The sequence below is a fragment of the Paractinoplanes polyasparticus genome, assembly GCF_019710575.1.
Taxonomy (GTDB): domain Bacteria; phylum Actinomycetota; class Actinomycetes; order Mycobacteriales; family Micromonosporaceae; genus Actinoplanes; species Actinoplanes polyasparticus.
On sequence record NZ_JAHWFK010000011.1, the window covers coordinates 85,116 to 109,960 of the forward strand.

Here is a 24,845-nt window from a genome sequence, read left to right on the forward strand (position 1 = left end):
GATCAGCCCCGGTCGCCGGGCCGGCGGTTGGTTCGCATGCGGGCGATCGCGTCGTCCCACTCGTCAGGCTCGCCGACGTCGCCGCGGGACATGAAGTGGTCGGCGTGCGAGATCGCGGCCCAGATCAACGCAACCGCCACCCCCAGGCCCAGCAGCGTGACAGCGCCCTGGGCGATGTCCTCGAGCCAGGCGTACCACTGGGGATAGAGCAGGGCCTCGACCTGCGGGATGCGGTCGCCGATGCCCTGCCACGTCATCGCCGTGAAGTAGTCGCGCAGGTAGCTCGGCCGGCTGGCGTCGGCCCCGATCGTCGTCAGCCCGATCAGGAAGATCGCGAAGCCGAGGCCCACGCCCCAGCTGCGCGCCCAGCGCACGCCCCGGCCGATCAAGGGCGCCAGGCCCGCGTACGCCACCCCGGCCGCGCCCAGCACGACCAGCAACGCCGCCCCCCGGCCGGCGCGGATCATCGCCGGAAGCGGCACACCGTACTCAGTCTCGACGTCTCTCATCAGGACCGTCAGCCGCTCGGCACCGGGAGAGGCCCAGTAGGCGAGGTCGAGCACCCCGGCGGCGAGCAGCAGGGCGCCGGCCGGCACCATCAGCCAGGCCAGCAGCGTCGCCACTCGCACACCCCGGGGCACTTCCACGCCCGCCATGCCCCGGATGTTAGACCTGCCGGGTCACGCGCTACTCCTCCGATCATCCCCAATCCTGAGGCGCCTGCTGGCGGGTCGTGACGTTGATCCGGTTGAAGAAGTTCGTCGTCGCGATCCACAGGACGAGCGCGGCCAGCTCCCGGTCTCCGAAGTGCTTGGCGGCCTCGTCCCAGACCGGGTCCGGCACCGGGTCCGGGCTGTCGGCGAGCCGGGTGGCGTGCTCGGCCAGGGCGAGCGCCGCCCGCTCGGCGTCGGTGAACCACGGCGTCTCCCGCCACACCGCCACCGTCATCAGCCGCTCGTCGGTCTCGCCGTTCTTGCGGGCGTTGCGGGCGCCCGACTCGACACAGGGCGCACAGCCGTTGATCTGGCTCGCCCGCAGGTGGACCAGCTCGAGCGTGGCCGGATCGACGCCGGCCGAGTGAGCCGACTTGTAGAGGATGTTGATCGCCTTGACCGAGTCCGGCAGATGAGCGGCGGGGTTGTCCATCCGAGCCTGCATGATGTTCTCCTCCGGTATGCGCGGCGGCGCGTCACATCGGCGCGCTCTGATCCGTCAGGGGTCCGACGGATGAAGCCGCCCCGGTGTGACCGATGTGGCGCACACCACAGAGGGAGAGACGATGAACGTGCAGGAGCGCTTCGAGCAGAACCGCCCACGGCTGCGCGCGGTGGCCTACCGCATGCTCGGCTCGCCCACCGAGGCCGACGACGCGGTGCAGGAGTCCTGGCTACGCCTCAACCGCACCGGCGCCGACCGCATCGACAACCTCGACGCCTGGCTCACCACGGTCGTCGGCCGCGTCTGCCTGGACATGCTGCGCTCCCGCGGCGCCCGCCACGAAGTCACCATCACGCCCGATCAACCCGCCGCAAGGCCGAACCCCGAGGACGAAGCCCTGCTCGCCGACTCGGTAAGCCTGGCCCTGCTGGTGGTCCTGGAGACGCTGACCCCGCCCGAACGGCTCGCCTTCGTGCTGCACGACCTGTTCGCCGTACCCTTCGACGAGGTAGCCCCCATAGTCGGCCGCTCACCCGACGCGGCCCGCCAGCTGGCCAGCCGAGCCCGCCGCCGAGTACGCGCCCAGCCTGCCGAACGCCCCGCCGGCCGCGAGGTGGTCGACGCGTTCCTGGCCGCCTCCCGCAACGGAGAATTCGAAACGCTGCTGAGCCTGCTCGACCCCGACGTACGCCTGCGCGTCGACGCCTACGGCCAGGAGCAGCTGTCCCTCCCGGCCGAAATGCAAGGATCGGACGCGCTGGCCCGCTTCTTCACCGGAAAGGCCCGCAACGCCGAGCCGGCCCTGGTCGACGGCGCCCTGAGCATCCGGGTCGCACCGGGCGACGACACCCTGCTCGTCATCACACTCACCGTAACCGACGGGCGCATCACCGCCTTCGACGCGATCACCGACACCGCTCGGCTGCGTGCGATGGAGATCCTGCCTTTGTGAGGCTCCTGCGTTGATGACCGTCAGCTGTTGCGGCATGCGGCGGAGTGTGGCCACTCGTCGTAGGCCGGTGTCTGAGGACGGCCGCCGAGTCCGCGACGTGGTGGACCGGCGAAGTGCGGCCCCTCACCGTGGGCACTGGCTCGGCACGGCTGCCAGGCGGGCGACGTTGGGGCTTGGCGGAGTGCGGCCACTCACCCCGAGCCGACGGCTGAGCACGGCTGCCAGGCCGGCGACGTCGGGGCTCGGCAGTGTGCCGCCTCTCCGTGGTGAGTGGGTAGCTGGGCAAGCCCGCGACATTATGGTCGGGCCCGGCGCTGGCAATTGCCCGAGCAGGGAAACACTCCCCTGAGTGCTGGCTGCACATTTTTAGAGTGGCGTATCTATGCACACCATTTCACTCAGCCTAACACTTGATCGCGACCGGTAATGGCTTCCCTATTACGTCCCGCTTCGCTCGGGAATTCTGCTCGCCCGGTCACTCCTCAGCCGCCTTGCGTGCCCTTGATCTTATGTCGGCGCGAGCGAGTGGAGCCGAAGTCGCTTAGCTTCGTGGCAACTACGTCGCGGTCCAGGCAACCGGCCAACAGAGCCGCCCTGAATAATTGTTCAATTCCGCAACCTTGTGGATAGGCAACCTAATTTGGCATGATCGACTGCCCGGCGGGGTAGGCATTCGCTCAGCCGACGCGGGACAATAAACGTATGCGGCAGCTACAGTTATTCAGCACGGTAGAGCTGGCGAAAATACGTGACCGAACCCGGCGCCGAAACTATTCACCCGCGGGCGAAGAGTTCCGCCGCGAGCACGAGCGTCACCGCGCCTGGGGTTTACAACAAAGGCACGCCGCCAAGCCGTCTCCGCCGTGAAGCCGCCGAGTCCGAGCCGAGCCGCAGACCCGAACCACTCGCGCGTTCCTCCGGCATCCCAGCCCAGCGTCAACCCACACCAGTATCAAAGTCAGCAACACACGCAGCCGTGCAGGTCACCGCCCCACCCCAGCCGCCCGCGCAGGCCGCCGCCCCACCCGAGCCGGCTAGGCAGGTCGCCGCCCCACCCAAGCCGACCAGGCAGATCGCCGCCCCACCACGGCCAGTCGAACCGATCACCACCCCACCACGGCAAGCCGACAAGGTCACCAGCCCACCACGGCCAGTCGGGGTAATCGCCTCACCGCAGCCAGCCGAAACAGACGATCAGCCCAGAGCAACTAACCGGGCAGATCGGTGCCCCACCGAAACCAAACGACGAGGTGACCGCCTTACCGCAGCCGGCCGAACAGGTCACAGCCCACCAGCGCGACCGACAGACCATCCGGGACAAGCGATGCAAGCCGCGAATCCAGCTACTCCGGATCGACGGCACAGGATCCACACCGACCCCGCACACCTGCAAGCCCAGCCACGCTCTCGCTTATCGCAATGCCGCCCACCCAGAGACCAGCCCAGCCGCCCAAATCCCGCAACCGGCCGCACCAGCCCTCACACACGACGCCGCCCGCCTGGCCAGCCGCCCGGCCACCCACATCCCGCTTCAGGCCACACCAAGCCTCACGCACAACGCCGCCCGCCTGGCCAGCCGCCCACATCCCGCTACAGGCCACACCAAGCCTCACGCACAACGCCGCCCGCCTGGCCAGCCGCCCAGCCACCCACATCCCGCTTCAGGCCACACCAAGCCTCACGCACAACGCCGCGCGCCCGGCCAACCACCCACATGCCACTTCGGGCCTACACCAAGCCTCACCTAAGACGCCGCCTGCCGGACAACCAGTCCAGGGCCATACCGCACTCACGGCTCCGCCCACCTGGCAAGCAGCCCAGCCAACACCGTCCCCGCCAGCCGCGGCACTCACCTCAAGCACCACGCCGCTCGCCCATCGACCCCCGCCATGCAAAATGCCGGCAGCCGCGGCGAATCAAGTCGCCCGCCAATGCGCCCGGCACTCCCCACAGACCCCGCCCTCCCAGTCAAGCGGTTCTTTTGTCACATTCACCGCGACCTGGCGCCGCGTTGCGGAAGACGACTGTGCGACCCTCCGCGACGGCCGAGCGCTGGCCGACCGCCGAGCGTGACGGCATGCACGTCGGCCGGCGTGCCCGACCGGCGGCATGAGCGGACGCTACGTGCGTGGCCTCCGGCGACCCGATGCCCGAGCCGAGGCCGGCTTGTCGATGTGCGGCCCTAAGGTATGGGGCGTGACGCCGTATATCGACGAGGACCTGCACGATGCAGAGTTCCGTGAGTGTGATTTGACCGGGGCGCGCCTGATCGGCGTCGTCATGCAAGATGTCGTGATCGACGGGCTGGTCACCAACCTCGTAGTGAACGGTGTCGAAGTCACGCAGTACGTCGAGGCAGAGCTCGACCGGCGTCATCCGGTGCGGGTGCTGATCCGCTCCGAGGACCCTGCCGACCTGCGCGAGGCAGCGCGTCAGCTCCATGCCGGCTGGGCCGCAACGATCGAGCGGATCCGCCGGACGCCCGGCATCGAGCGCCGCAGCGTGAACGACGAGTGGTCGGCCGTGCAGACCCTGCGCCACCTAGTTTTCGTCCACGACTCGTGGTTCCGCCGCTGCTGCCTGGGCTCGACGGAGCTGTTCACGCCCATGGGCATCGGGACGAGCGTCGAGCCGTACCGCGGAGCGCACGGGCTTGACCTCTCGTGCGATCCGGCCCTGGACGAGATTGTGAGCGTGCGTAAAGCACAGGCCGCCGAGTTGGAGGCATGGCTCGACAAGGTCACCGCTGTCCAGCTAGCCACCCGAGCGCCGGTGCCCGACGACGATGTCTGGCCGCCGTACGCCCGAGGCCGCTCGGTGCGGCAGTGCCTCGGCACGGTGCTCAACGAGACCTTCGAGCACCACGGCTTCTGCGTCCGCGACCTGGACCTGATTCGGGCACAGGACGCTGAGTAGGGCCGGCCATCGACTCAGCATCTTGCCAATGCGGATATCGCTGACTGTCTGCGCGGGGCCGAGCTGCTGGCCCCAGAGCTGGACACGGTACTTCTCGAGTGTCCGGCGGCCGCACCGTAGTCCTTCTCGCGCCGGCCGATCCGGGCATCAACCCATGAGAGAGACCGGCCACGGCCCGTTGCGGCTCTCGGCCCGAGGTCTTGACCAACTTGTTCTTCGACGCAGATCGAATGTTCGTATGGTGCCCGCCGCTCCAGGGGGACCCCCACCACGACCATTGTCCAGAAAGTGACCGATCTTCGAGAGCAGCCAGACGCAGCCCTGTGGATAACTCGCCATTGTGGACAACTAGAAGGTCAGCACGACCCGCCCGTCGGCGTCGCCCGCCACCTGTCGATTCCAGGCGGATTCGACGTTGGTGAACGGCACCACCTCGTGCGACACGGTCAGGCGGCCGGCGGTGGCGTGGTCGGCCACCACGCCGAGCGAGTCGGCACGTTCGCCTACGGACAGAGCGTTGTTGGTGTAGCCGAGGATCTTCAGTGAGCCGCTGCGCAGCGTTGCCGAGTCGAGGGGTGCGGTGGCGCCGGCTGAGCTGCCCAGGTTGACCAGGCGACCACCTGGGCGCAGCACTCTCAGGGCGGCCGCGGCGGGGATTCCGAAGACCGGGTCGAGCACCAGATCGACCAGGCCGGAGACGGCGCGTAGGCGGTCGGCCAGCGCTGCCGGGTCGTCGTCGGGTAGTAGGGGGACTGCCTCTTCGGCGCCCAGTTCCACGGCGCGTTCGAGTGCGGCGGTGGAGCGGGAGACGGCGATGACCCGGGACGCGCCGGACAGCAGGGCCAGCTGGATCGCGGCCTGGCCGACCACTCCGCCCGCGCCGAGCACGAGCACCACCTCGCCCTCGGTGAGGCGGCCGGTGCGGGTGAGCGCGGCGTGGGCGGCCACGGCCGAGAGGCCCAGGGCGGCGATCAGGGTCAGTGGCGCCTCGGGTGGGAGGGGCACTACGTCGACGTACGGGATGGAGACCGCGCCCGTCATGCTGCCGTCGCCGGGGCGCATGCCGGCTGAGGTGGCGAACCAGACGGGCGTGCCGTCGTCGCGCCGGCCCACGCCCTGCACGCCGGGGACGTACGGGGTCGCGGGTTGGCCGAAGTAGCTGGTGCCGCTCGCGCAGAGCACGTCCAGGGGGGTGATCGGCGCCGCGGCGACGGTGATCGGCACCTCGCCCGCGTGGGGCACCGGCGGCCGCCGCTCCTCGATGGACGGCGGCCGGCCGCAGACGCGGAGCACGGCCGCCGGGATCATGTGGCGATGTCCGGGTAGGGCATGTCGAAGTGGGCGAGCCGCGCGCCGAAGGCCTTCTGGTATTCCAGCGGCTCGGTGTTGTCCCGCTCGAACATGGCGATGAACAACGTCAGCGTGAGGAACGGGTGGGCGCCCAACTCGAAGAGGCGTACGTGGTCGTGGCCGATCAGCGCCTGCCGCTCGTCGTCGGTGAAGCGCAGCCACGTGCTGGCCTCACCGCTGTGGCAGTTGAGCACGGCGTTGGCCCGGTCGTCCTCCCACCACGTCACCAGCTCACGAGGGGACGAACGGTAGCGCTCCACCAGGTCGGGGTCGCGGTCCACCGTGTACAGGAACTTGTCGAGCAGATACTTGCTCACCGCACGCCTCCCTGTGTGGGGTACCAGGTGAAGTAGGCCTCCATGGTGTGGAACAGGTCAAGGGTGTCGACGTAATCGGCCTTGGCCCCGGCGCCGGCTACTCCCATCATCAGCATGAAGTCCATGAAGCCGTGGGTGGCGTTGCCCGGCGAGTGCAGGCTGTCCAGGGTCACCTCGCGCAGGCAGTTGTCGAGGTCGCCGGAGGCGATCCACTCGACGGCCCGGCGGTCGAATTCCGGGTCGGGGCCGTGCGGCCCGAACTGCCGCGGCCCGCCCAGCTCGAGCGACAGGTGCCCGGTGCCGATGATCGCGACCCGCAGGTGGGACGGCCACTGCTCGACGATCTGGCGGATGGTCTCGCCCAGTTTGACGAAGCGTGAGGGTTGCGGCAGCGGCGGCGCGAAGATGTTCGTGTAGATCGGCACGATCGGCAGGTCGGCCTCGGGGCGCAGCGTGATGATCGGGCAGGTGATGCTGTGGTCGATCCGCAGCTCGTTGCTGAACGCGAGGTCGAAGCCCTCGTCGAGCCCGTTGCGCAGGATGTGCGCGGACAGATCTTCCTGACCCTTGAGCAGCATGCGGGGGAGGCCGAACTCGCGCTCCTCGTTGTACCAGTTGGCGTCGTAGAAGGGCGCCTTGCCCACCAGGAACTGCGGCATGTTGTCCAGCCACAGCTGGTGGAAGTGGTCGGAGCCGACCATCACCAGCACGTCCGGGTTGGCGCGGGTCAGCGTCTCACGGAAGGCGAGGATCTTGCGCTCCCACTCGTCCGCGAACGGCGGCCGGTCCTCACCGGTGGCGGTGCTGGCCTTGTAATAGAACGGGTGGTGAGTGGAGGCGATGACCGCGACAATGCTGGCCACGGATTCTCCTTAAGGTTCGTAGACGGCGTTACGGTCGACGGTGCGATAGATCTCCATGCCGAGCGGCCGCCGGCGTTCCTCGGCCAGGTGCCCGAGCAGGCCGGCCGCGCGGGCCAGCAGCGCGAAGCCGCGCAGCAGGTCGATGGGGAGTCCGAGGTCGGCCAGGGCCGCTCCGCACACGCCGGCCCCGTTGAGCGGCAGCCGGCGGCCGAGCACGTCGGGGTGCACCCGGCCGATCGCCTCGAACAACTGCAGGTGCGGGCCGCGGAGGCCCTCCTCCGAAGCGATCCGGATCAGCACCGGCGTACGCGGGTCTTCCTCTTTGTGCACCGGATGGCCCAGTCCGGGGACGAAACGCCTCTCGGCCTTGGCCTGGCGGACGGCCTCGAGCGCGATCGCGTCGTAGTCCGGCTCGTCGCCCGCGCCCTCCAGCAGGGAAGCCAGGAAGCGTCCACAGTCCTCGGTCACGCCGAGGAAGCGCGACCCACCGCCGAGCAGGCCGGCGGCGAGGGCGCCCTGGATGGATTCCGGCGCCGACAGGTACGTGAGCCGGGCCGCGATCGCCGTCGGCGTGAAACCGTGGTCGGCCAGCGCTACCAGCACCGCTTCGAAGACCCGTACCTCGGAAGAAGTGGGACGACGGCGGGTGACCAGCCAGAAGGCGAGCTCACCGAAGCCCACCTGCCCCATGAGATCCGCCGCCAGATCCTGCCCGAGCAGCGAGATCGTGTCGGGTGTGGACGTGCCGATGCCGGTCGGGAAGCTCAGCTCCTCAGCCACTTGCGGATCTCCTCGCCGTGCTCGTCCAGCCCGGGCGGCGGCAGCTCGTACCGCGCCCGTGAATCGCTGAAGGTGATGGGGTTGCGGATGCCGGGAATGCCGCCGGCGGTGACCACCGGGTCGAGCCCCAGCTCCTCGGCGAACGCGACGCCGCCGTCGATCGTGTTGATCGGCGCGCAGGGCACGCCGGCCGCGATGAGGTCGCGGAACCACTCGTCCTTCGTACGGGTGGCCAGGCGCTCGAGCAGGAGCGGGCGTAGCTGCTCGCGGTTGGCCGTACGGTCCTGGTTGCGGCCGAAGCGCGGGTCGTCCGGCAGGTCGGGCAGGTCGAGCACCTGGCACAGCTTGCGGAACTGGCCGTCGTTGCCGGCGATGACGATGAGCTCGCCGTCGGCGGTGGGCAACGGCTCGTACGGGAAGAGGCTCGGATGCGCGTTGCCCATGCGGAACGGGACGGTGCCGCCGGCGACGTAGCCGCTGGAGTGGTTGACCAGTCCGGACAGCGCCGAACTGAGCAGGTTGACCTCGACGTGCTGGCCGCGGCCGGTCTCGGCCCGGCGGTGCAGGGCGGCCAGGATGCCGATGTTGGCATGCAGGCCGGCCATCACGTCGAAGACCGAGATGCCGGCACGGTACGGCGAGCCGTCCGGGTCGCCGGTGAGGCTCATCAGCCCCGAGATGGCCTGGACCATCAGGTCGTACCCGGGCAGGCCGGCCCCCGCCCCGGTGCCGAAGCCGCTGATGCTCGCGTACACGATTTTCTCGTTGGCCGCGGCGACCGTGTCGTAGTCGAGTCCGAAGCGGGCCAGGCCACCGGGGCGGAAGTTCTCGATCATGACGTCGGCCCGGCGGGCCAGTTCCCGCGCGTCGGCCAGGTCGGCCTCGTTCTTGAGGTCGAGCGCGATCGATCGCTTGTTGCGGTTGATGCCCAGGTAGTAGGTCGAGACGTCGTCGCGGACCGGCGGCATCCAGGTGCGGGTGTCGTCGCCGCCCGGACCCTCCACCTTGATCACGCGCGCGCCGAGGTCGGCCAGCAGCATCGTCGCGTACGGCCCGGCCAGGATCCGGGAGAAGTCCGCGACCAGCAAGCCGTCCAGTGGGCCTTTCTCAGACATACCAACCGCCCGTTCTACGGACACCCGTCCGCTCGACCAGCTTGCCCCGGCGCACCCGACGTGTCAACGCCCGCTTCACACGGCCGAAACAAACTATTGACCCTGCAAGTGACCGGGAGCACACTGACGCCATTCGGCTTGCCCGCGATGCGGACAGCGGTCCGATTCGTTGAAAGGATGGGCGATGATCTTCCGAAACGGCCTCGTACTCACGATGGACGACTCACATACCGTGCTCGAGAACGCCGACGTGCTCGTGGTCGACGACAAGATCGCCGAAGTCGGGCCGAACCTGACCGCGCCCGACGGACACGAGGAGATCGACGCCTCCGGCGGCATTCTCATGCCCGGCATGGTCGACACCCACCGGCACATGTGGCAGACCGCCATGCGCGGTTACGGCGCCGACTGGACCCTCACCCAGTACTTCGTCTGGTACTACCTCGAGTCGGGCCGGCACTTCCGGCCCGAGGACATCTACGCCGGCAACCTGCTCGGCGCCCTGGAGGCGCTCGACTCCGGCGTGACCACCACGGTCGACTGGTCGCACGGCCTGCAGAGCACCGACCACGCCGACGCCGCGGTCGACGCGCTCGAGGCGGTGCCCGGCCGGTTCGTGCTCGCCTACGGCAACATCCAGCAGGGGCCGTGGGAGTGGGCGACCTCGCCCGAGTTCCAGGATTTCTACCGCCGGCGCATCGACGGTGGCCGGCTGGCCGGCTTCCAGATGGCGTTCGACGTCACCGGCGACCCCGCGTTCCCCGAGAAGGCCGCCTTCGAGGTCGCCCGTGAGCTCGGCGTCTCCGTCACCACGCACGCCGGCGTGTGGGGCGCCACCAACGACGACGGCATCCGGCTCATGCACGACAGCGGCTTCATGAGCCCGGGCCAGGTGTACGTGCACGCGGCCACGCTCTCCAGCGACTCGTACCACCGCATCGCGGCCACCGGCGGCTCGGTGTCGGTGTCGACCGAGAGCGAGCAGAGCGCCGGGCAGGGCTACCCGCCCACCTGGCAGCTGCGCAAGCACGGGATCCCGGTGTCGCTGTCGATGGACACCAGCGTGTGGTGGAGCGGCGACCTGTTCTCGGCGATGCGCTCCACGCTCAGCGCCGACCGCGTCCGCGAGCACATGGAGGCCCACGGCAAGCAGGAGACGGTCACCCACCACCACCTGCGGGCCGAGCACGTCGTCGACTGGAGCACCCGCGGCGGGGCCCGGGCCCTGGGCCTGGACTCGTCGATCGGCGCGCTCACGCCGGGGCGCCAGGCCGACGTGGTGCTGCTCAAGAACGACGCCTCGCCGGTCATGTTCCCCGTGCTCAACCCGTACGGGCACGTGGCCTTCCAGGCGCAGCGGGGCGACGTGCACACGGTGGTCGTGGGCGGCCGGGTGGTCAAGCGCGACGGCCGGCTGGTCGACGCGGATCTGGCCGCGGCCCGGGCCAAGGTCGGCGCCACCATCGACCACCTGCGCTCGACGCTGGGCGAGGACGCCTGGAAGCGCGGCATGAACCCGGACATCCCCGAGGCCCGCATGCTGCACAACCCTTATCAGTACACCAAGTAGGGTCCCGTTCCATGACCGACACCGGAAGGGGCGCGGGTCCGGATTTCATCGAGGCCCTGGCCCGCGGCCTCGACGTCCTGCGCTCCTTCCGCCCGGGCACACCCACGATGACGCTGAGCGAGATCGCCGGGCACACCGGGCTCGCCCGGCCCACGGTCCGCCGCATCCTGATCACCCTCGAGGCGCTCGGTTACGTGCGGGTCGACGGGCGGGGCTACGCGCTGACCCCGCGCGTGCTCGAGCTCGGCATGGCGTACGTGAACTCGTTGAGCATGTGGGACGTCGCCCGCCCGCACATGGAGAAGCTGGTCGCCCAGACCAACGAGTCGACCTCGATGGCCCAGCTCGACGGCAGCGACATCGTCTACGTGGCCCGGGTGGCGGTGCCCAAGATCGTCACGCTGGCCGTCACCATCGGCACCCGCTTCCCCGCGCCCGCCACCTCGATGGGCAAGGTGCTGCTGGCCGGCCTGCCCGCCGAGGAGCTCGCGGCCGTGCTCGACCAGCCCTCCCGCTCGGGCATCAGCGCGCGCCGGCAGCCCACGCCGGCCGAGCTCGACGCCTCCCTGCGCGAGGTCCGGGCCAAGGGGTGGGCGCTGGCCGACCAGGATCTGGCGCCCGGCATCCGGTCCGTCGCGACCGGCGTGCGGGACGGGGACGGCCGGGTGATCGCCGCGATCAACGTGACCGTGCACGCGGCCGAGACGTCCGTCGAGACCCTGGTCGAGGAGCACCTGCCCCGGCTGCTGCGCACCGCCGCCGACATCAGCCACGACTGGTCGCTGACCGGATCCGTTCCGGCCGTCACGGTCTGAGCGCTGCGGCCGGGCCCGAGTGGTGCCACCCTGTTCCGGTGAGGCTCGTATCCGATCTCTTCGATCCCGAACCGGCGCGATGGGGGCTGCGGGGCGACCCCTGGGTGTGGCGGGCCATGAGCGAGTACGTCGCCGGCCTCGCCCTGCCGCCGTCCGTGGGTGAGGTCGAGCGGCTGCTCAAGGCCACCTTCGACCGGGTGGTCGGCATCGACCTGGCCACCGAGAGCGCGCCCTGGGTCTACCGCGAGGAGTTCGCGCACGGCGGCCTGTCGAGCGGCAGCGTCCACCTGGAGACCTGGCGCTCGGAACTGCTGCCCACGCTGATCGACCGGGCGCGTTCCCGGCTGAGCGGCTGAGACCTCAGCAGACGGAGCCCGGGACGCACGGGTCGGACCGGCCCTCGCGCTCGGCCCGGTCGGCCTCGGCGATGGCGGCGTCGATGCGCTCGACCGACTCGGGCGAGGCGGCCGCCGCGATCTCGTGGGCGATCTTCTGCAGCTGGCGCACCTGTGCCGTCGACAGGTTGTCGAAGACCAGGCGCCGGGCTTCGCGTACGTGGGCGGGCGCAGCCGCCACCAGGGCGGCGTAGCCCTCGGGGGTCAGGAACGCCTGGACGCACCGGCTCTCGCCGTCGCTGCCGATGCGGCGCGTCACATAGCCCTGCTTCTCCAGCCGGCTGACCGCGTGCGAGAGCCGGGAGAGCGAACCGCCGGCAAGGTGGGCGAGGTTGCTCATCTGCACCGCGTGATCCTGCGGCTGGGACAGGTGGGACATGATCGAGTACTCGAAGAAATTGAGCCCGGAATCGCGCTTGAGCTGGGCGTCTATGGCGGCCGGGGCCGTCATCAGCATCGCGATCAGGGTCATCCACGCCGCGCGCTCTTCGCCGTCGAGCCAGGGGACGTCTTTCGGCGTGTCAACAGTCACGTCGAAAGAATACCGCCCTCCCGCACTTGAATGTTCAAGCCGAAGGTGTCAGCATTCCACTTGAACATTCAATCCCGTTGGGAGCATGCAATGACCGTTCTCCGCATCGACTCGAGCATCCAGGGCCCCGTCTCGGCCTCGAGCGAGCTGGCCGACGTCGCCGAGGCGGAGTGGACCGCCGTCCGCCCGGGCACCGCGTTCGTCCGCCGGCACCTCGGCGCCTCGCCCCTGCCGGCCGACGCCTGGGCGAACGCCGTCCACGCCAACTTCACGCCCGAGAGCCAGCGGACCGATGCGCAGCGCGCCGCGGTGGCCCTGGCCCAGCAGCTCACCTCCGAGGTGCGCGACGCCGAGGCCGCGATCCTGGCCCTGCCGCTCTACAACTACGGCGTCTCCCAGCACGTGAAGAGCTGGATCGACCTGGTCATGGCGGGCACCCCCGACCCCACGGAGCGGCTGCTCGACGGCAAGCCGGTCATCGTGCTCACCACCCGTGGCGGCGGCTACGGCCCCGGCACCCCGCGCGAGGGCTGGGACCACAACACCGCCTACCTGCGCCGCGTCGTCGGGGACATCTGGGGCGCCGACCTGACCCTGATCGAGCGCGAGCTGACCCTGGCCGGCGTCAACCCGGCCATGGACGCGCTGCGCGACACCGCCGAGCTGCTGAAGAAGGCCGCGCACGAGGCAGCCACCCACGCCGGCCGGACCCTCGCCTCCCGCTGATCTCTCTCGTCCGGCTCTCGTTCGGCTCTCACCGCCCCCGACACGACCGGAAAAGTCGCTTCTGCGGGGCGGCGAAACGGAGTCACCCCTGAATAAGATCGCCGACCATGGAGACCACGGTGGCGGCGGTGTACTGCGAGGGCTGGGACGACGGGGTGGTCAACCCGCTCACGCAGGATCAGGCCGAGTCGCGCGACTCCGCCGGCGAGCCGTACTCCGTGGTGCTGCTCGCCGGCGGCCGCCCGCACACCGTGCTCGACATCTCCTGGGCCGAGGGGTACTGCGCTGTCACCCGCTACGACGCCGAGGGCCGGCGGATCGCCGTCCACGAGTTCCGCCGGGCTCCCGAGGGTGACCTGTTCCTGCGCGAGTCGAAGACGTGGCACGACCCGGCAGGCACCGGCGCACGGCACCGGACCAGCTGGCAGATCGGCGGCCGCCGCAACGACTCGATCGAGCCCGCGGGCGACCGCGGCGGCCGGCACACCTTCTCGGACGGCGGCTTCACGCCCCCGCGCCTGCCGATCCCGGCCTTCGGACGATGGAAGGCCCTGCTGGACAGCGCGGCCCGTGTGCACGCCGAGGCCTGCGTGAGGCAGTTCGCCGAGATCTGCGCGGTGCCCCGGGTGATCGACGGCCCGTTCCGGATCAACAACGACTCGCCCGGGGCTCAGGACCTCCCGGTGCGTACCTCCGACGAGCGCCCGTGGCACCCGCCGCGCCCGCTCCAGCCCCGCGGACTGGCTTCGCTGTTCCGCGACGGTGCGGAGCGCACGGTCGGCGACCGCCGGATGCGCCTGTCGACCCGCCCGGCGGGCAAGCTCAACCTGCCGTCGGGCCGCCTCGTGGCCGCCGACCCGTCCTCGCTGGACTACGGCGAGGAGCCGTTCCTGACCACGGTCCCGGCCGGCACCTACCCGGTGACCGTCAGCCTGGCCACCTTCACCGACGACCCCGCCCACACCCGCGTGGCGGCGGTGCGGATCGACATCAGCGACCGGCACCCGGTGCGCTGGGAACTGGCCCTGCGCGACGGCCAGGACCTGCTCGACCTGGGCTACGGCGAGTTCTTCGGTTTCGGGGTGGACGCCGGCCTGGCCTGCTTCGTCGACGAGGACAACCGCGAACGCCTGACCGACGAGTGGCAGTCCTTGGAGCTGCGGGATCCACGCTTCGTCACGCTGTCGGGTGGCAACATGATCGCCTGGTCCAGCGGCTGGGGTGACGGCGCCTACCCGACGTGGATCGGCCGCGACCACTCGGGCCGGGTCACCTCGTTCATCGCCGACATGCTGCTGTTCCCCTCGGACGACTGACCCGCTGCTGGCGGCACATAATGCCGTTCAGGAGGCGACCATGAGCACGCCGACGCCGGTCGTTGACACAATCGTCATCGCCCTCTTCCTGGCCGCGACGTTGATCGGCCGTCCGCGACATGCTGCTCCAACGGCACGCAAGGCGTCGGGCCGGGAAGGCGGCCGCTCAGATAGGCGGCGGGCGGCACGCCCATCAGGGTCCGGAAGTCGCTGATCATGTGGGCCTGGTCGAAGAAGCCGGCGTCGTCGGCCACCACCGCCCACTCCCGGGTGCCGGCGAGCGACAGCACGGTCCGCAGGCGACTGATCCGGGCCACGTGCTTCGGCGACAGCCCGACGTCCCGGCTGAACAGGGTGCGCAGCCGCCGCTCGCTCACGCCGGCCCGTGCGGCGACCTCGCCCAGCCGGGCGGCCCCGGTGAGCTCGCCGATCGCGAACTCGACCAGCTCGCCGCCGGGCCGCCCCGCGCCCCGGCGATCCAGCTCGGCGGTGATCCGCGACCGGATGGCCGCGACCCGCTCGGACGCCGGCCCGTCGGCGGCGGGCGGAGGCGCGGGAAAAGGGTCCACGTCGACCCAGCGGCTGGGAGCGAGAGACGCCAGCTCCGCGGCCAGGTCGGTCGCGGCGCCACCCCACAGGTCGCTCAGCCGGACCGCGCGGTTCACCAGGCGTTCCGGTGCGACCCCGAGCGCAGCCCGGACCCGGCTCGGGCGGACCGGTACCCGTACGCAGGTCGTCGGCGTGCGGAGCGGGTGGTATCGGCCGCGCGTCCGCGGACCCGTCACTATCAGGTCGCTGCGGCCGTCCGCGGTGATCCGGAGAACCACCGATGTAGTCACCTCGGGCACCTGTACGAACACCGCCATGACGTCAACCTAGCCGGGTCGCGCGAGACCGGGGAGTGCCGGATCTTCCAAGACGACCACCGCCCCGGGCGGCACCGTGTCTCCATGATTCTGGTTACCGGTGCCACCGGCACCACCGGCTCCGCTCTGGTGAGAGACCTGCTCGACCGAGGCCTCGAGGTCGCCGCGATGACCCGCGACCCGGCCCGCGTCCCCGCCCGCCCGGGTCTGACCGCCACCACCGAGGTCGTCCCGGCGGAGGCGATGTATCTGTTGCCGCCGGCCGCGCGCACGCCGCCCGGCTACGAGGAGAACCTGCTCCACGCCGCGAAGGAGGCCGGGATCGGCCGGGTCGTCCGGCTCTCCGCGATCGGGACCCCCGACACCGGCCACGAACTGCCGCCCGGGCATCTCGGCGCCTGGCACTTCCGGGGCGAACTGGCCCTCCGGCGCAGCGGACTGGAGTGGACCGTGCTGCGCCCGACGACCTTCGCCACGAACTCGCTGGCCTGGGCGCCCGACATCCGGGCGGGCCGGCCGGTCGTGAACCCGTTCGGCGACGGGAAGCAGGGGGTGATCGACCCGGCCGACATCGCCGCGGTGGCGGCCGAGGTCTTGACCGGCGACGGCCACCACGGGCGGACCTACACGCTGACCGGCCCGGAACTGATCACCGTGCCGGAGCAACTGGCCGTGCTGGCCGACATTGTCGGCCGGCCGATCGAGGTACTCGACCGGGAGCCCTCCCCGGAGCTCTTCCCGCCCGAGATCGCCGAGGCGGCCACGGCGGGCGCCCGCCTGGTCCGCTCCGGCGGCAACGCCATCGTCACCCCGGACGTCGAGAAAATAACCTCGCGCCGCCCGGCCACCCGGCCACCTTCCGAGCGTGGGCCGAGAAAGCATGGGCCGGCTGACGACGGGTTCCGTTTGAAGCGCAACCGCTTTCGCACGTCGTCGTGGTGGGGTGAGCGTTCTGGACGCGCCAGCGGCCAGCTCACCCCGCCGCGACCCTCGGCGGGAGCAGCGGTCTGTACCCACCGCCCCGCTACGACATCTTGCTCTTGACCTGGCCTTTAGTGGCCGTTGAAAGCATCCCGCATCCTACTGAAGAAGCCGCCTTGCTTGCTGAGCTCGGCTACGTCCTCGCCGCGGGTCTTGGCGAAGTCGCGCAGCATGCGCTCCTGATCGGCCGTCAGCTTGGTCGGCGTCTTCACGTCCAGGTGGACGAACAGGTCGCCCCGGCCCTGACCCCGCAGGTGCGGCACGCCCTTGCCCCGGATGCGCAGCGTGCTGGCCGGCTGGGTGCCCTGTTTGACCTCGATGCCCTCTTCGCTGTCGAGGGTCTTGATCGTCAGGCGGGTGCCGAGCGCGGCCGCGGTCATCGGGAGCGTGACCCGGCAGTGCAGGTCGTCGCCCTTGCGGGAGTACACGTCGTGCGGGCGCTCGTGAATCTCGACGTAGAGGTCACCGGGGGTGCCGCCGCCGGGGCCGACCTCGCCCTGCTGGGCCAGGCGGATGCGCATGCCGTCCTCGACGCCGGCCGGGATCTTGACCGTGAGCGAGCGCCGGGTGCGGACGCGGCCGTCGCCGGCGCAGGTGGGGCAGGGGTGCGGGATGACCGTGCCGTGGCCCTGGCAGGTGGCGCAGGGGCGGGACGAGACGACCTGGCCCAGGAAGGTGCGCTGCACGCTCTGCACCTCACCCCGGCCGCCACACGTCTCGCAGGTGGCCAGGTGGGTGCCGGGCGCGGTGCCGGCGCCGGTGCACTGGGTACACAGCACGGCGGTGTCGACGGTGATCGGGGCTTCGACGCCGAACGCCGTCTCGACCAGGTCGAGCTCGAGGCGCAGGATCGCGTCGGCGCCGGGACGGGTGCGCGGGCGCGGGCCGCGGGCGTTGCCGCCGGCCGCCGTGCCGAAGAACGCGTCCATGATGTCCTGGAAGCCGACGAACGGGCCGCCCGCGCCGCCGGGACCGCCGGGGCCCATGCCGCCGCCGGGGGCGAGCGGGTCGCCGCCGAGGTCGACGATCTGGCGCTTCTGGTCGTCGGAGAGGACCTCGTACGCCGCGTTGATGTCCTTGAACTTCTCGTGCGCTTCCGGATCGGGGTTGACGTCCGGGTGATATTGCCGAGCCAGTTTGCGGTAGGCGCGCTTGATCTCGTCGTCGGTGGCTTCCCGGCTCACGCCGAGAATGCCGTAGTAGTCCTTGGCCACGGGCTCCGCAATCCTCGTCAGTTCTGTGCTAGAAGGTCGCCCACGTAGCGTGCCACCGCGCGCACGGTCGCGATGGTGCCGGGGTAATCCATCCGGGTGGGACCCAGCACCCCGAGCCCACCGACGATCGTCGCGCCGGGGCCGTAACCCGTGCTGACCACCGACGCCGACCGCAGGTTGTCGATCTTGTTTTCGTCACCGATCCGCACCCGGGTCATGCTGGGCTCGAGATCGCCGATCAACTTCAGCAGGATGACCTCTTCCTCGAGGGCTTCGAGGACGGGGCGCAGCGTGCCTTGGAAGTCGAGCACACCCCCACGAGTCAGGTTAGCCGTGCCCGCCAAGGCGAGGCGTTCCTCACTGCGCTCGACGAGCGTCTCGAGCAGCACCGAGGCCAGACAGGCCATGGTGGCACGGCTGCCGGGCGCGCACTCGTCGACCAGGCCCTGCACGAGCGGCGGCGTGTCGGACAGCCGCTGACCGGCCAGTTTCTCGTTCACCCGGCGGCGCAGGTCGGTCACGTCGTCGGCCGGGACAGGGCCGGGCAGCTCGACCAGCCGCTGCTCGACCCGGCCGGTGTCGGCGATCATCACGAGCATGAGCCGGGTGGTCGAGATCGGCACGAGCTCGAGGTGGCGCACCGACGACCGGGCCAGCGACGGGTACTGCACGACCGCGACCTGGCGGGTCAGCTGGGCGAGCAGGCGCACCGTGCGGTGCACCACGTCGTCGAGGTCGACGGCGCCGATCAGGAAGCGCTCGATGGCCCGGCGCTCGGCCGGAGTGAGCGGCTTGACTTTGGAGAGCCGGTCGACGAAGAGCCGGTAGCCGGCGTCGGTCGGCACGCGACCGGCGCTGGTGTGCGGCTGCCGGATGTAACCTTCCTCTTCCAGCACCGCCATGTCGTTACGCACGGTAGCCGGCGACACGCCCAACTGGTGGCGCTCGACCAGCGACTTGGAGCCGACCGGCTCCTGTGTCTCGACGTAGTCCTCGACGATCGCCCGCAGCACCTCGAGCTTGCGGTCATCCAGACTCAATGACCCCTCCCCCTCTCCTGCTGCTTGGCACTCCCACGGACAGAGTGCCAGTCTACGTCGCCACCGGCGTCAGCGCGATGATCGTGCCGCCTGTCTATTCACCGACTCGATCAGCATGTCGCTCTCGACCGCATTGAACTGCGGCTCTACGGTGTCAGCCATGACTGAACCACCTCGCCCGCCCGGTGAAGGTAACCCGAACGACCCGACGCGGCCGTTCAACCCTTATGCGGCTAACGACCCGACTTCCGGTTCGACACCGCCTCCTCCGCCGCCCTACGGCTCGCCACCCCCGTCCGACCCCGGCTACGGCCCGCCGACGTCGGGTCCGGGCTACGGCGCGCCGCCGCCCACCTCCGGCCCCGGGTACGGCGCACCCCCGCCCACCTCGGGCTCCGGTTACGGCGCACCGCCGCCCGGCTACGGCAACCCGCCACCGCCGTACGGCTACCAGCAGCCCGGCTACGGCGCCGGCCCGGCCCAGGACGACAAGACCTGGATCCTGATCGCGCACTTCGGCGGCGCGCTGGGCGCCCTCGTCGGCGGTGGACTCGGCGGCTGGATCGCGCCGTTGGTGGTCATGCTCGCCAAGGGCAACCAGTCGCCGGTGGTGCGGACCGAGGCGGTCAAGGCGCTGAACTTCCAGATCGTCTGGACGATCGCCGGCATCATCGGCTGGGCCACCGCCTGTGTCGTCATCGGCTTCGTGATCATCCCGATCGCCGCGCTGATCTCGATCATCTTCGGCGTGATCGCCGGGCTGAAGGCGGTCAACAACGAGCCGTACAACTACCCGATGACCATCAACCTGATCAAGTAGGGCGCGGCAAATGCGCCGGGGACGGGGGCCCGGCGCGTCACACCACGTCGCGGATCACGGCATCGGCCAGCAGGCGGCCACGCAGGGTGAGGACGAGACGGCCGCTCTCGTACGCCGCGGGGTCGAGCAGCCCGTCGGCCAGCGCCTGCTTGGCGCCCACCCGGTCGACCCGGTCGAGCGCGATGCCCTCGCGCAGCCGCACCCGCAGCATCACGTCCTCGACGTGCCTGTCCTCGTCGCTCAGCAGTTCCCGCCCGTGCCCGGGCGACAGACCTTCGACGAGCCTCTTCCCGTACGCGGCGGGATGCTTGACGTTCCACCAGCGAACCCCGCCGACGTGGCTGTGGGCGCCCGGCCCGAGGCCCCACCAGTCGGCGCCGGTCCAATAGAGCAGGTTGTGCCGGCAGCGCGCCGCCTCGGAGGTGGCCCAGTTCGAGACCTCGTACCACTGGAAGCCGGCCTCGCTCAGCGCCGCCTCCGCCGCCAGATAGCGGTCGGCGGCCACGTCGTCCGACGGGTACGGGATCTCGCCCCGCCGCATGCGGGCCGCCATCCGGGTGCCGTCCTCGACGATCAGGGCGTACGCGCTGACGTGGTCGACGCCGGCCTCGACCACCTTGCGCAGCGACCCGGCGAAGTCGTCGGCCGTCTCGCCCGGCGTGCCGTAGATCAGGTCGAGGTTGACGTGCTCGAACCCGGCCTCGCGGGCCTCGATCGCCGCCTGCGGGGCGCGGCCCGCCGTGTGCCGGCGATCCAGGATCTTGAGGACGCCCGGCGCCGCCGACTGCATGCCCAGCGAGATCCGGTTGAAGCCGTGCCCGCGCAGGCGGCGCAGGTAGGCGGGGTCGACGGACTCGGGGTTGGCCTCGGTCGTGATCTCGGCCCCCGGCGCCAGCCCCCAGGCCGCGTCGATGCCGTGCAGGATCCGGCCGAGGTCGTCGGCGTCGAGCAGCGTCGGGGTGCCGCCGCCGAAGAACACCGTGTCGACCCGGGCCGGGTTGATCGTGCGGCGGGCCAGGTCGAGCTCCTGCAGCACCGTCTCGGCGTACGTCTCGCGGCTGACACCGCCGCCGAGCTCGCTGGCCGTGTAGGTGTTGAAGTCGCAGTAGCCGCAGCGGCTGGCACAGAACGGGACATGAACGTAGACGGCGAACCCGTCTTTCCCGACGTGCGCCGTCGCTGAATCGGGCAGAGACCCGTCCTGCGGAACGGGTTCACCATCGGGAAGTGCGCCGGCCATCTCTCAAGTGTGCACGCCGGTCGTTAATCTTCCGCCATGGCTCTGGTCCGTACCGTCACCGACGCCGGGGTGACCACCATGACCCTGGACTCCCCCGCGAACCGCAACGCCCTGTCCACCGCCCTCATGCGCGAGCTGCTGGACGCCCTCGCCGAGGCTCTCACCGACACCCGGGTGCGCGCCGTTGTGCTCTCGCACACGGGCGCCGTCTTCTGTTCGGGCGCCGACCTCAAGGAGACCGTCGCGGCGGGCCCCGACGGCCGGGTACCGGCCGAGATGATCGCCGACGTGCTGGCCGCGCTCTGGGAGTTCCCCAAGCCGGTCGTCGCCCGCGTCGCCGGTCCGGCCCGCGCCGGCGGGCTCGGGCTGATCGCCGCGGCCGACATCGCGGTCTGCACCCGCGACGCCACGTTCGCCTTCTCCGAGGTACGCCTGGGTGTGATCCCGGCGGTGATCAGCGCGACCGTGCTGCCCCGGCTGGCTCCGCGCGCGGCGGCCGAGCTCTATCTCACCGGCGATGTCTTCGACGGCGTCCGGGCGGCCGAGATCGGCCTGGTCACCGCGGCCGTCACCACCGAAGAGCTGGACGGCAGGGTGCGCGGCTACTGCGACAGCCTCGTGCGGGGCGGGCCACTCGCGCTCGCCGGCGCCAAACAACTTCTGCGGCGTACGGCGATCCGGGGCGAACTGGCCGAGCTGTCCACCCGGTCGGCGGGCTACTTCCGCTCCGCCGAGGGACGCGAGGGCATGGCCGCGTTCCGCGAGAAGAGACCCGCAGCCTGGATTCCCGCCGCACCGACAGCGGACGGGTGACGCGTACGAGGTGACCTCGTTGTCTACTCTTGTCGCCTGAACAACAAAGTGGTGGGGGTGCGAGTGCGCAAGTCACCGGTCGTGGCGGTCGCGATTGCCGCGCTCATCGGTGTGCTCGGCGTCGTCGTGGTCGTCAACACGTTCTCCGGCAGCATCAAGCTCCCCAAGATCGGACCGGAGTGCACCGTGCGGGCCGACGGCGAGGTCACACTCGACTACGTCCAGATGGCCAACGCCGCGACGATCACGGCGGTCGGGCTGCGCAAGGGCATGCCCGAGCGGGCCGTGGTGATCGCGCTGGCCACCGCGTTCCAGGAGTCGAAGCTCGAGAACCTCGACGACGGCGACCGCGACTCGATCGGCCTCTTCCAGCAGCGGCCGAGCCAGGGCTGGGGCACCTTCGACCAGATCAAGGACCCCCGGTACGCGGCCGACAAGTTCTACTCGTCGCTGAAGAAGGTCAAGAACTATCAGAAGATGCGGGTCACCGACGCTGCGCAGAAGGTACAGCGGTCGGCCTATCCCAACGCGTACGAGAAGTGGGCCGACGAATCGGCCGTGCTGGCCCGCGCGCTGACCGGCCGCGCGACCGGGGCCGTGGAATGCAGCGTGAGCGGCTCCCCGGTGCTGCGCGGGGCCACCGCCGCGGCGGCGCTGGCCGAGGGGATGCGGCTCGACTGGGGCAAGGGTTTGCCCGAGTCGGCGACAGCCACCGAGGCGGCGCGCCTCACGGTCAAGGTGAGCACGGCGAGCGCGGGCTGGCGGTACGCGCACTGGCTCGTGTCGCACGCCTCGGCCACGGGTCTCGAACGGGTACGTTTCGGCAATCTCGAATGGCACGCCCCGGACGGCCGGTGGCAGGCGGTGAGCGCGGACGGTGGCGCCGGGCCCGGACGCGTGGTCGCCGAAGTGTTCAGCTGACGTCGCGTTTCGGTCCGGCCTCGAAAGTTTCGGTCCGACAAATAGTGACTGCCGGTGATAGCGGGCGTCTCGGGTACGCAGTTGCGTAGCGTATACATCGACATGGACAGACAGCTACCACCCTGGTACTAAGTAGGACGTGTCAAGGGCGATCGAGTGGATTCTCCTGGGTGCCGGCAGTTGCACGGCGATCATCGTTGGTCTGCGGTGGCACCGCCCCGCCCGCGTAGGGCCGTGGCTGCTCCTGGCCGGCGCGGTGTTCACGTTAGCTGTCGGTGACGTTTTCTACGCCTTCGACATGATGTCGGCGGCTACGGGCTGCTATCTGGGGATGTTCGTGCTCGTGGCGGGCGCGCTGTGGCGGTTCACCCAGGGCGGATCACTGCTGGTCGACCGGGCCCGGCTGCTCGACCTGCTGGCGTTCGCCTGCGCGGCGCTGCTCGTGGTGTGGGTCTTCGTGATCGCCGACAACGACCCGTGGGCGCGGATCTCGGCGTCCGATGTGATCGGTTCGCTGTTGCTGATCGGGGTCGCCCTGCGCCTCAATCTCGCCACCGGCCGCAACGTCTCGGCGATGCTGCTGCTGGCCGGCTCGATCGGCCTGCTGGCGGGCGATGTCCTCTACCCGCTGTTCCAGAACGAAGCGGCCGAATCCGGCTTCCGCGTTCTCTACGTCGCCTGGGGCCTGGCCGCACTGCACCCGTCGATGGTTCGCCTGACCCAGCCGATGCCCCCGCGCACCACCCACTGGCACGGCCGCTGGGCCGCGCTGCTCGGCGCCTCGGTGGCCACCCCGCCGATCGTGCTGCTGATCGAGGCCCTGGACGGCACCGTCCGCGACGGCGTCCCGATCGCCATCGCCGGCGCGATCACCCTGACCCTGACGATCACCCGCCTGGCCGATTCGGTGACCCTCAACAGCCACGCCCTGGCCCGCGAGCGCGGCCTGCGCAGCGCCACGGCCGACCTGGTCTCCGCGGCCGACCTCCCCGCCGTCGACGAGGCCGTCCGCGCCGGCGTGGCCGCGCTGATCCCGCCGAACGCCCTGCGCCGCGTCGTCTTCGCCGCCGACGACCGCCGGCTCGCCGCGGCCCAGCTCCCGCCGGCCCCCACCGGCCGCCGGCCCCGCAGCTGGTGGGCCGACTCCACCCCCACCATCGAGGCCACTGTCGCCCCGGATCCTTCCACCGGCGCGTCCGCCCCGTCCGAGCCCATGAGCTACGCCGAGCGACCCCTCCGCGCTGACAGCAACGAAACTCCGAACGTCACCGCCGTCGCTGTCACCGATCGCCCCGCGCCCCGCGCCCACACCCGAGGTCGCTTCCGTCGTTCCGGTCGGCTCAGCCGAACGCTCCGATCCGCTGCCACCCGCGTCCGCCGGCTCCGGCCCGGCACGTCTGCCGGCTCGCCACGCCCCGTCCGGCTCGGCGCCGCGGGCGTGAGCGGCCGGCTCCGGTCCGGCGGCCCGGGCCGCTGGTGGAGCACGAGCGGCACCCCGTCGGCCAACGAGGACACGACGCTGGTCTGCCCGCTGTGGCTGGAGCCGCTGGCGGTGGCGCGTCCCAGCGGCGGCGCGTTGGTCCTCACCGGCCGCCGTGAGGCACTGACCGCGGCGCACGACGCGCTCGAGGTGCTCGCCGGCCAGGCCGCGCTGGCCCTCGACCGGATCAGCCTGGTCGAGGCCGTGGGCCGCCGCGACAGCGACCTCTACCTGCGCGCGGTCATCAGCAACACCGCCGACCTGATGCTCGTGCTCGACGAGGATCAGCGCATCCGCTACGCCAGCCCCGCCCTGCACGAAGTGCTGGGCGACGACAAGATCTCGCCCCTGGCCACCCTGGAAGACCTGGTCCACCCCGACGACCGCGGCCAGATCCGCCGCGCGTTCGCCGCCGGCGGCGACGGCACGATGTTCTGCGCCCTCCGCCGCCCCGACCACAGCCAGGTGCTGGTCGAGGCCACCTACCGCGACCTGCGCGGGGACCGCCTGGTCCAGGGCTTCGTGGTGACCATGCAGAACGTCAGCGACACTCAGGACCCGATCGACAGCGTTCCCCTGCGCGACAACGTCGACGAGCTCCCGGCCTGGATCAACCGCCGAAGCGCCCAGCACAAGTTCCGCTACTGACGACCGGCGCGCCCCGG

At 70.7% G+C, this 24,845-nt stretch carries 24 protein-coding genes; 12 read left to right on the forward strand and 12 right to left on the reverse strand.

Annotated features, from left to right (window positions below; genetic code table 11):
* Positions 1-2: 2 nt before the first annotated feature.
* Together KXC43_RS14290 and KXC43_RS14295 are read right to left on the reverse strand one after the other, a co-directional pair.
* Positions 3-656 (reverse strand): hypothetical protein, encoded by a 654-nt coding sequence (locus KXC43_RS14290; RefSeq protein ID WP_221376531.1) that lies wholly within the window; start codon positions 654-656, stop codon positions 3-5.
* A gap of 43 nt (positions 657-699) precedes the next feature.
* Complete coding sequence (locus tag KXC43_RS14295) at positions 700-1,158, reverse strand: carboxymuconolactone decarboxylase family protein (protein ID WP_221376532.1); 459 nt, start codon at positions 1,156-1,158, stop codon at positions 700-702.
* A gap of 121 nt (positions 1,159-1,279) precedes the next feature.
* Between KXC43_RS14295 and KXC43_RS14300 the strand changes: the two genes are divergently transcribed.
* On the forward strand, positions 1,280-2,110 hold the full coding sequence (locus KXC43_RS14300; RefSeq protein WP_221376533.1) for a sigma-70 family RNA polymerase sigma factor: 831 nt from the start codon (positions 1,280-1,282) through the stop codon (positions 2,108-2,110).
* 2,109 nt (positions 2,111-4,219) lie between these two features.
* On the forward strand, positions 4,220-5,026 hold the full coding sequence (locus tag KXC43_RS14305) for a DinB family protein (protein ID WP_255644067.1): 807 nt from the start codon (positions 4,220-4,222) through the stop codon (positions 5,024-5,026).
* 348 nt (positions 5,027-5,374) lie between these two features.
* Here the strand turns inward: KXC43_RS14305 and KXC43_RS14310 are convergent, their stop codons facing one another.
* From KXC43_RS14310 to KXC43_RS14330, 5 genes are read right to left on the reverse strand one after another with little or no spacing between them, the layout of a single operon-like run.
* A complete protein-coding gene (locus KXC43_RS14310; protein ID WP_221376534.1) occupies positions 5,375-6,334 on the reverse strand; it encodes a quinone oxidoreductase family protein in 960 nt (319 codons plus the stop codon).
* Positions 6,331-6,693, reverse strand: a complete 363-nt coding sequence (locus KXC43_RS14315) for a hypothetical protein (RefSeq protein ID WP_221376535.1) — start codon at positions 6,691-6,693, stop codon at positions 6,331-6,333. The genes KXC43_RS14310 and KXC43_RS14315 overlap by 4 nt, the downstream gene beginning before the upstream one ends.
* Complete coding sequence (locus tag KXC43_RS14320) at positions 6,690-7,556, reverse strand: DODA-type extradiol aromatic ring-opening family dioxygenase (RefSeq protein ID WP_221376536.1); 867 nt, start codon at positions 7,554-7,556, stop codon at positions 6,690-6,692. The genes KXC43_RS14315 and KXC43_RS14320 overlap by 4 nt, the downstream gene beginning before the upstream one ends.
* Before the next feature lie 9 nt (positions 7,557-7,565).
* Positions 7,566-8,336 (reverse strand): citryl-CoA lyase, encoded by a 771-nt coding sequence (locus KXC43_RS14325; RefSeq protein ID WP_221376537.1) that lies wholly within the window; start codon positions 8,334-8,336, stop codon positions 7,566-7,568.
* Complete coding sequence (locus KXC43_RS14330) at positions 8,321-9,451, reverse strand: CaiB/BaiF CoA transferase family protein (RefSeq protein ID WP_221376538.1); 1,131 nt, start codon at positions 9,449-9,451, stop codon at positions 8,321-8,323. The genes KXC43_RS14325 and KXC43_RS14330 overlap by 16 nt, the downstream gene beginning before the upstream one ends.
* A 184-nt stretch (positions 9,452-9,635) precedes the next feature.
* Here KXC43_RS14330 and KXC43_RS14335 point away from each other — a divergent pair, with 184 nt between their 5' ends.
* From KXC43_RS14335 to KXC43_RS14345, 3 genes are read left to right on the forward strand one after another with little or no spacing between them, the layout of a single operon-like run.
* Positions 9,636-11,021: an amidohydrolase family protein gene (locus tag KXC43_RS14335; RefSeq protein ID WP_221376539.1), complete on the forward strand. Its 1,386-nt coding sequence runs from the start codon at positions 9,636-9,638 to the stop codon at positions 11,019-11,021.
* Between the two features lie 11 nt (positions 11,022-11,032).
* Positions 11,033-11,836, forward strand: a complete 804-nt coding sequence (locus KXC43_RS14340; RefSeq protein WP_221376540.1) for an IclR family transcriptional regulator domain-containing protein — start codon at positions 11,033-11,035, stop codon at positions 11,834-11,836.
* 38 nt (positions 11,837-11,874) lie between these two features.
* Complete coding sequence (locus KXC43_RS14345; RefSeq protein WP_221376541.1) at positions 11,875-12,192, forward strand: hypothetical protein; 318 nt, start codon at positions 11,875-11,877, stop codon at positions 12,190-12,192.
* Positions 12,193-12,196: 4 nt separating this feature from the next.
* Here the strand turns inward: KXC43_RS14345 and KXC43_RS14350 are convergent, their stop codons facing one another.
* A complete protein-coding gene (locus KXC43_RS14350) occupies positions 12,197-12,763 on the reverse strand; it encodes a MarR family winged helix-turn-helix transcriptional regulator (RefSeq protein WP_308129080.1) in 567 nt (188 codons plus the stop codon).
* A gap of 90 nt (positions 12,764-12,853) precedes the next feature.
* Between KXC43_RS14350 and KXC43_RS14355 the strand changes: the two genes are divergently transcribed.
* The gene (locus KXC43_RS14355; protein WP_221376542.1) at positions 12,854-13,489 is read left to right on the forward strand and encodes an FMN-dependent NADH-azoreductase; all 636 of its coding nucleotides are present in this window, start codon (positions 12,854-12,856) and stop codon (positions 13,487-13,489) included.
* A 107-nt stretch (positions 13,490-13,596) separates the two neighbouring features.
* Complete coding sequence (locus KXC43_RS14360; RefSeq protein ID WP_221376543.1) at positions 13,597-14,805, forward strand: DUF4241 domain-containing protein; 1,209 nt, start codon at positions 13,597-13,599, stop codon at positions 14,803-14,805.
* A gap of 74 nt (positions 14,806-14,879) precedes the next feature.
* On the opposite strand, the gene KXC43_RS14365 is transcribed toward KXC43_RS14360, so the two are convergent.
* Positions 14,880-15,671, reverse strand: coding sequence for a helix-turn-helix transcriptional regulator (locus tag KXC43_RS14365; protein ID WP_221376544.1), 792 nt, complete (start codon positions 15,669-15,671; stop codon positions 14,880-14,882).
* A gap of 84 nt (positions 15,672-15,755) precedes the next feature.
* On the opposite strand from KXC43_RS14365, the gene KXC43_RS14370 reads away from it, so the two are divergent.
* Positions 15,756-16,715, forward strand: a complete 960-nt coding sequence (locus KXC43_RS14370; protein ID WP_221376545.1) for an NAD(P)H-binding protein — start codon at positions 15,756-15,758, stop codon at positions 16,713-16,715.
* A gap of 8 nt (positions 16,716-16,723) precedes the next feature.
* Here KXC43_RS14370 and dnaJ read toward each other — a convergent pair whose 3' ends face one another.
* Both dnaJ and hrcA read right to left on the reverse strand, forming a co-directional pair.
* Complete coding sequence (gene dnaJ, locus KXC43_RS14375) at positions 16,724-17,866, reverse strand: molecular chaperone DnaJ (RefSeq protein ID WP_221376546.1); 1,143 nt, start codon at positions 17,864-17,866, stop codon at positions 16,724-16,726.
* A 17-nt stretch (positions 17,867-17,883) separates the two neighbouring features.
* Positions 17,884-18,906: a heat-inducible transcriptional repressor HrcA gene (hrcA, locus tag KXC43_RS14380; RefSeq protein ID WP_221376547.1), complete on the reverse strand. Its 1,023-nt coding sequence runs from the start codon at positions 18,904-18,906 to the stop codon at positions 17,884-17,886.
* Between the two features lie 160 nt (positions 18,907-19,066).
* Here hrcA and KXC43_RS14385 point away from each other — a divergent pair, with 160 nt between their 5' ends.
* Positions 19,067-19,726: a DUF4870 domain-containing protein gene (locus tag KXC43_RS14385; protein WP_221376548.1), complete on the forward strand. Its 660-nt coding sequence runs from the start codon at positions 19,067-19,069 to the stop codon at positions 19,724-19,726.
* A 37-nt stretch (positions 19,727-19,763) separates the two neighbouring features.
* Here KXC43_RS14385 and hemW read toward each other — a convergent pair whose 3' ends face one another.
* On the reverse strand, positions 19,764-20,966 hold the full coding sequence (gene hemW / locus KXC43_RS14390) for a radical SAM family heme chaperone HemW (protein ID WP_221376549.1): 1,203 nt from the start codon (positions 20,964-20,966) through the stop codon (positions 19,764-19,766).
* 36 nt (positions 20,967-21,002) lie between these two features.
* Here hemW and KXC43_RS14395 point away from each other — a divergent pair, with 36 nt between their 5' ends.
* The 3 genes from KXC43_RS14395 (at position 21,003) to KXC43_RS50785 (ending at position 24,828) form a co-directional block, all read left to right on the forward strand.
* Positions 21,003-21,779 (forward strand): enoyl-CoA hydratase-related protein, encoded by a 777-nt coding sequence (locus KXC43_RS14395; RefSeq protein WP_221376550.1) that lies wholly within the window; start codon positions 21,003-21,005, stop codon positions 21,777-21,779.
* Between the two features lie 57 nt (positions 21,780-21,836).
* Positions 21,837-22,700, forward strand: coding sequence for a hypothetical protein (locus KXC43_RS14400; protein WP_221376551.1), 864 nt, complete (start codon positions 21,837-21,839; stop codon positions 22,698-22,700).
* A 139-nt stretch (positions 22,701-22,839) separates the two neighbouring features.
* Positions 22,840-24,828 (forward strand): PAS domain-containing protein, encoded by a 1,989-nt coding sequence (locus KXC43_RS50785; RefSeq protein WP_308129081.1) that lies wholly within the window; start codon positions 22,840-22,842, stop codon positions 24,826-24,828.
* Positions 24,829-24,845: the final 17 nt, after the last annotated feature.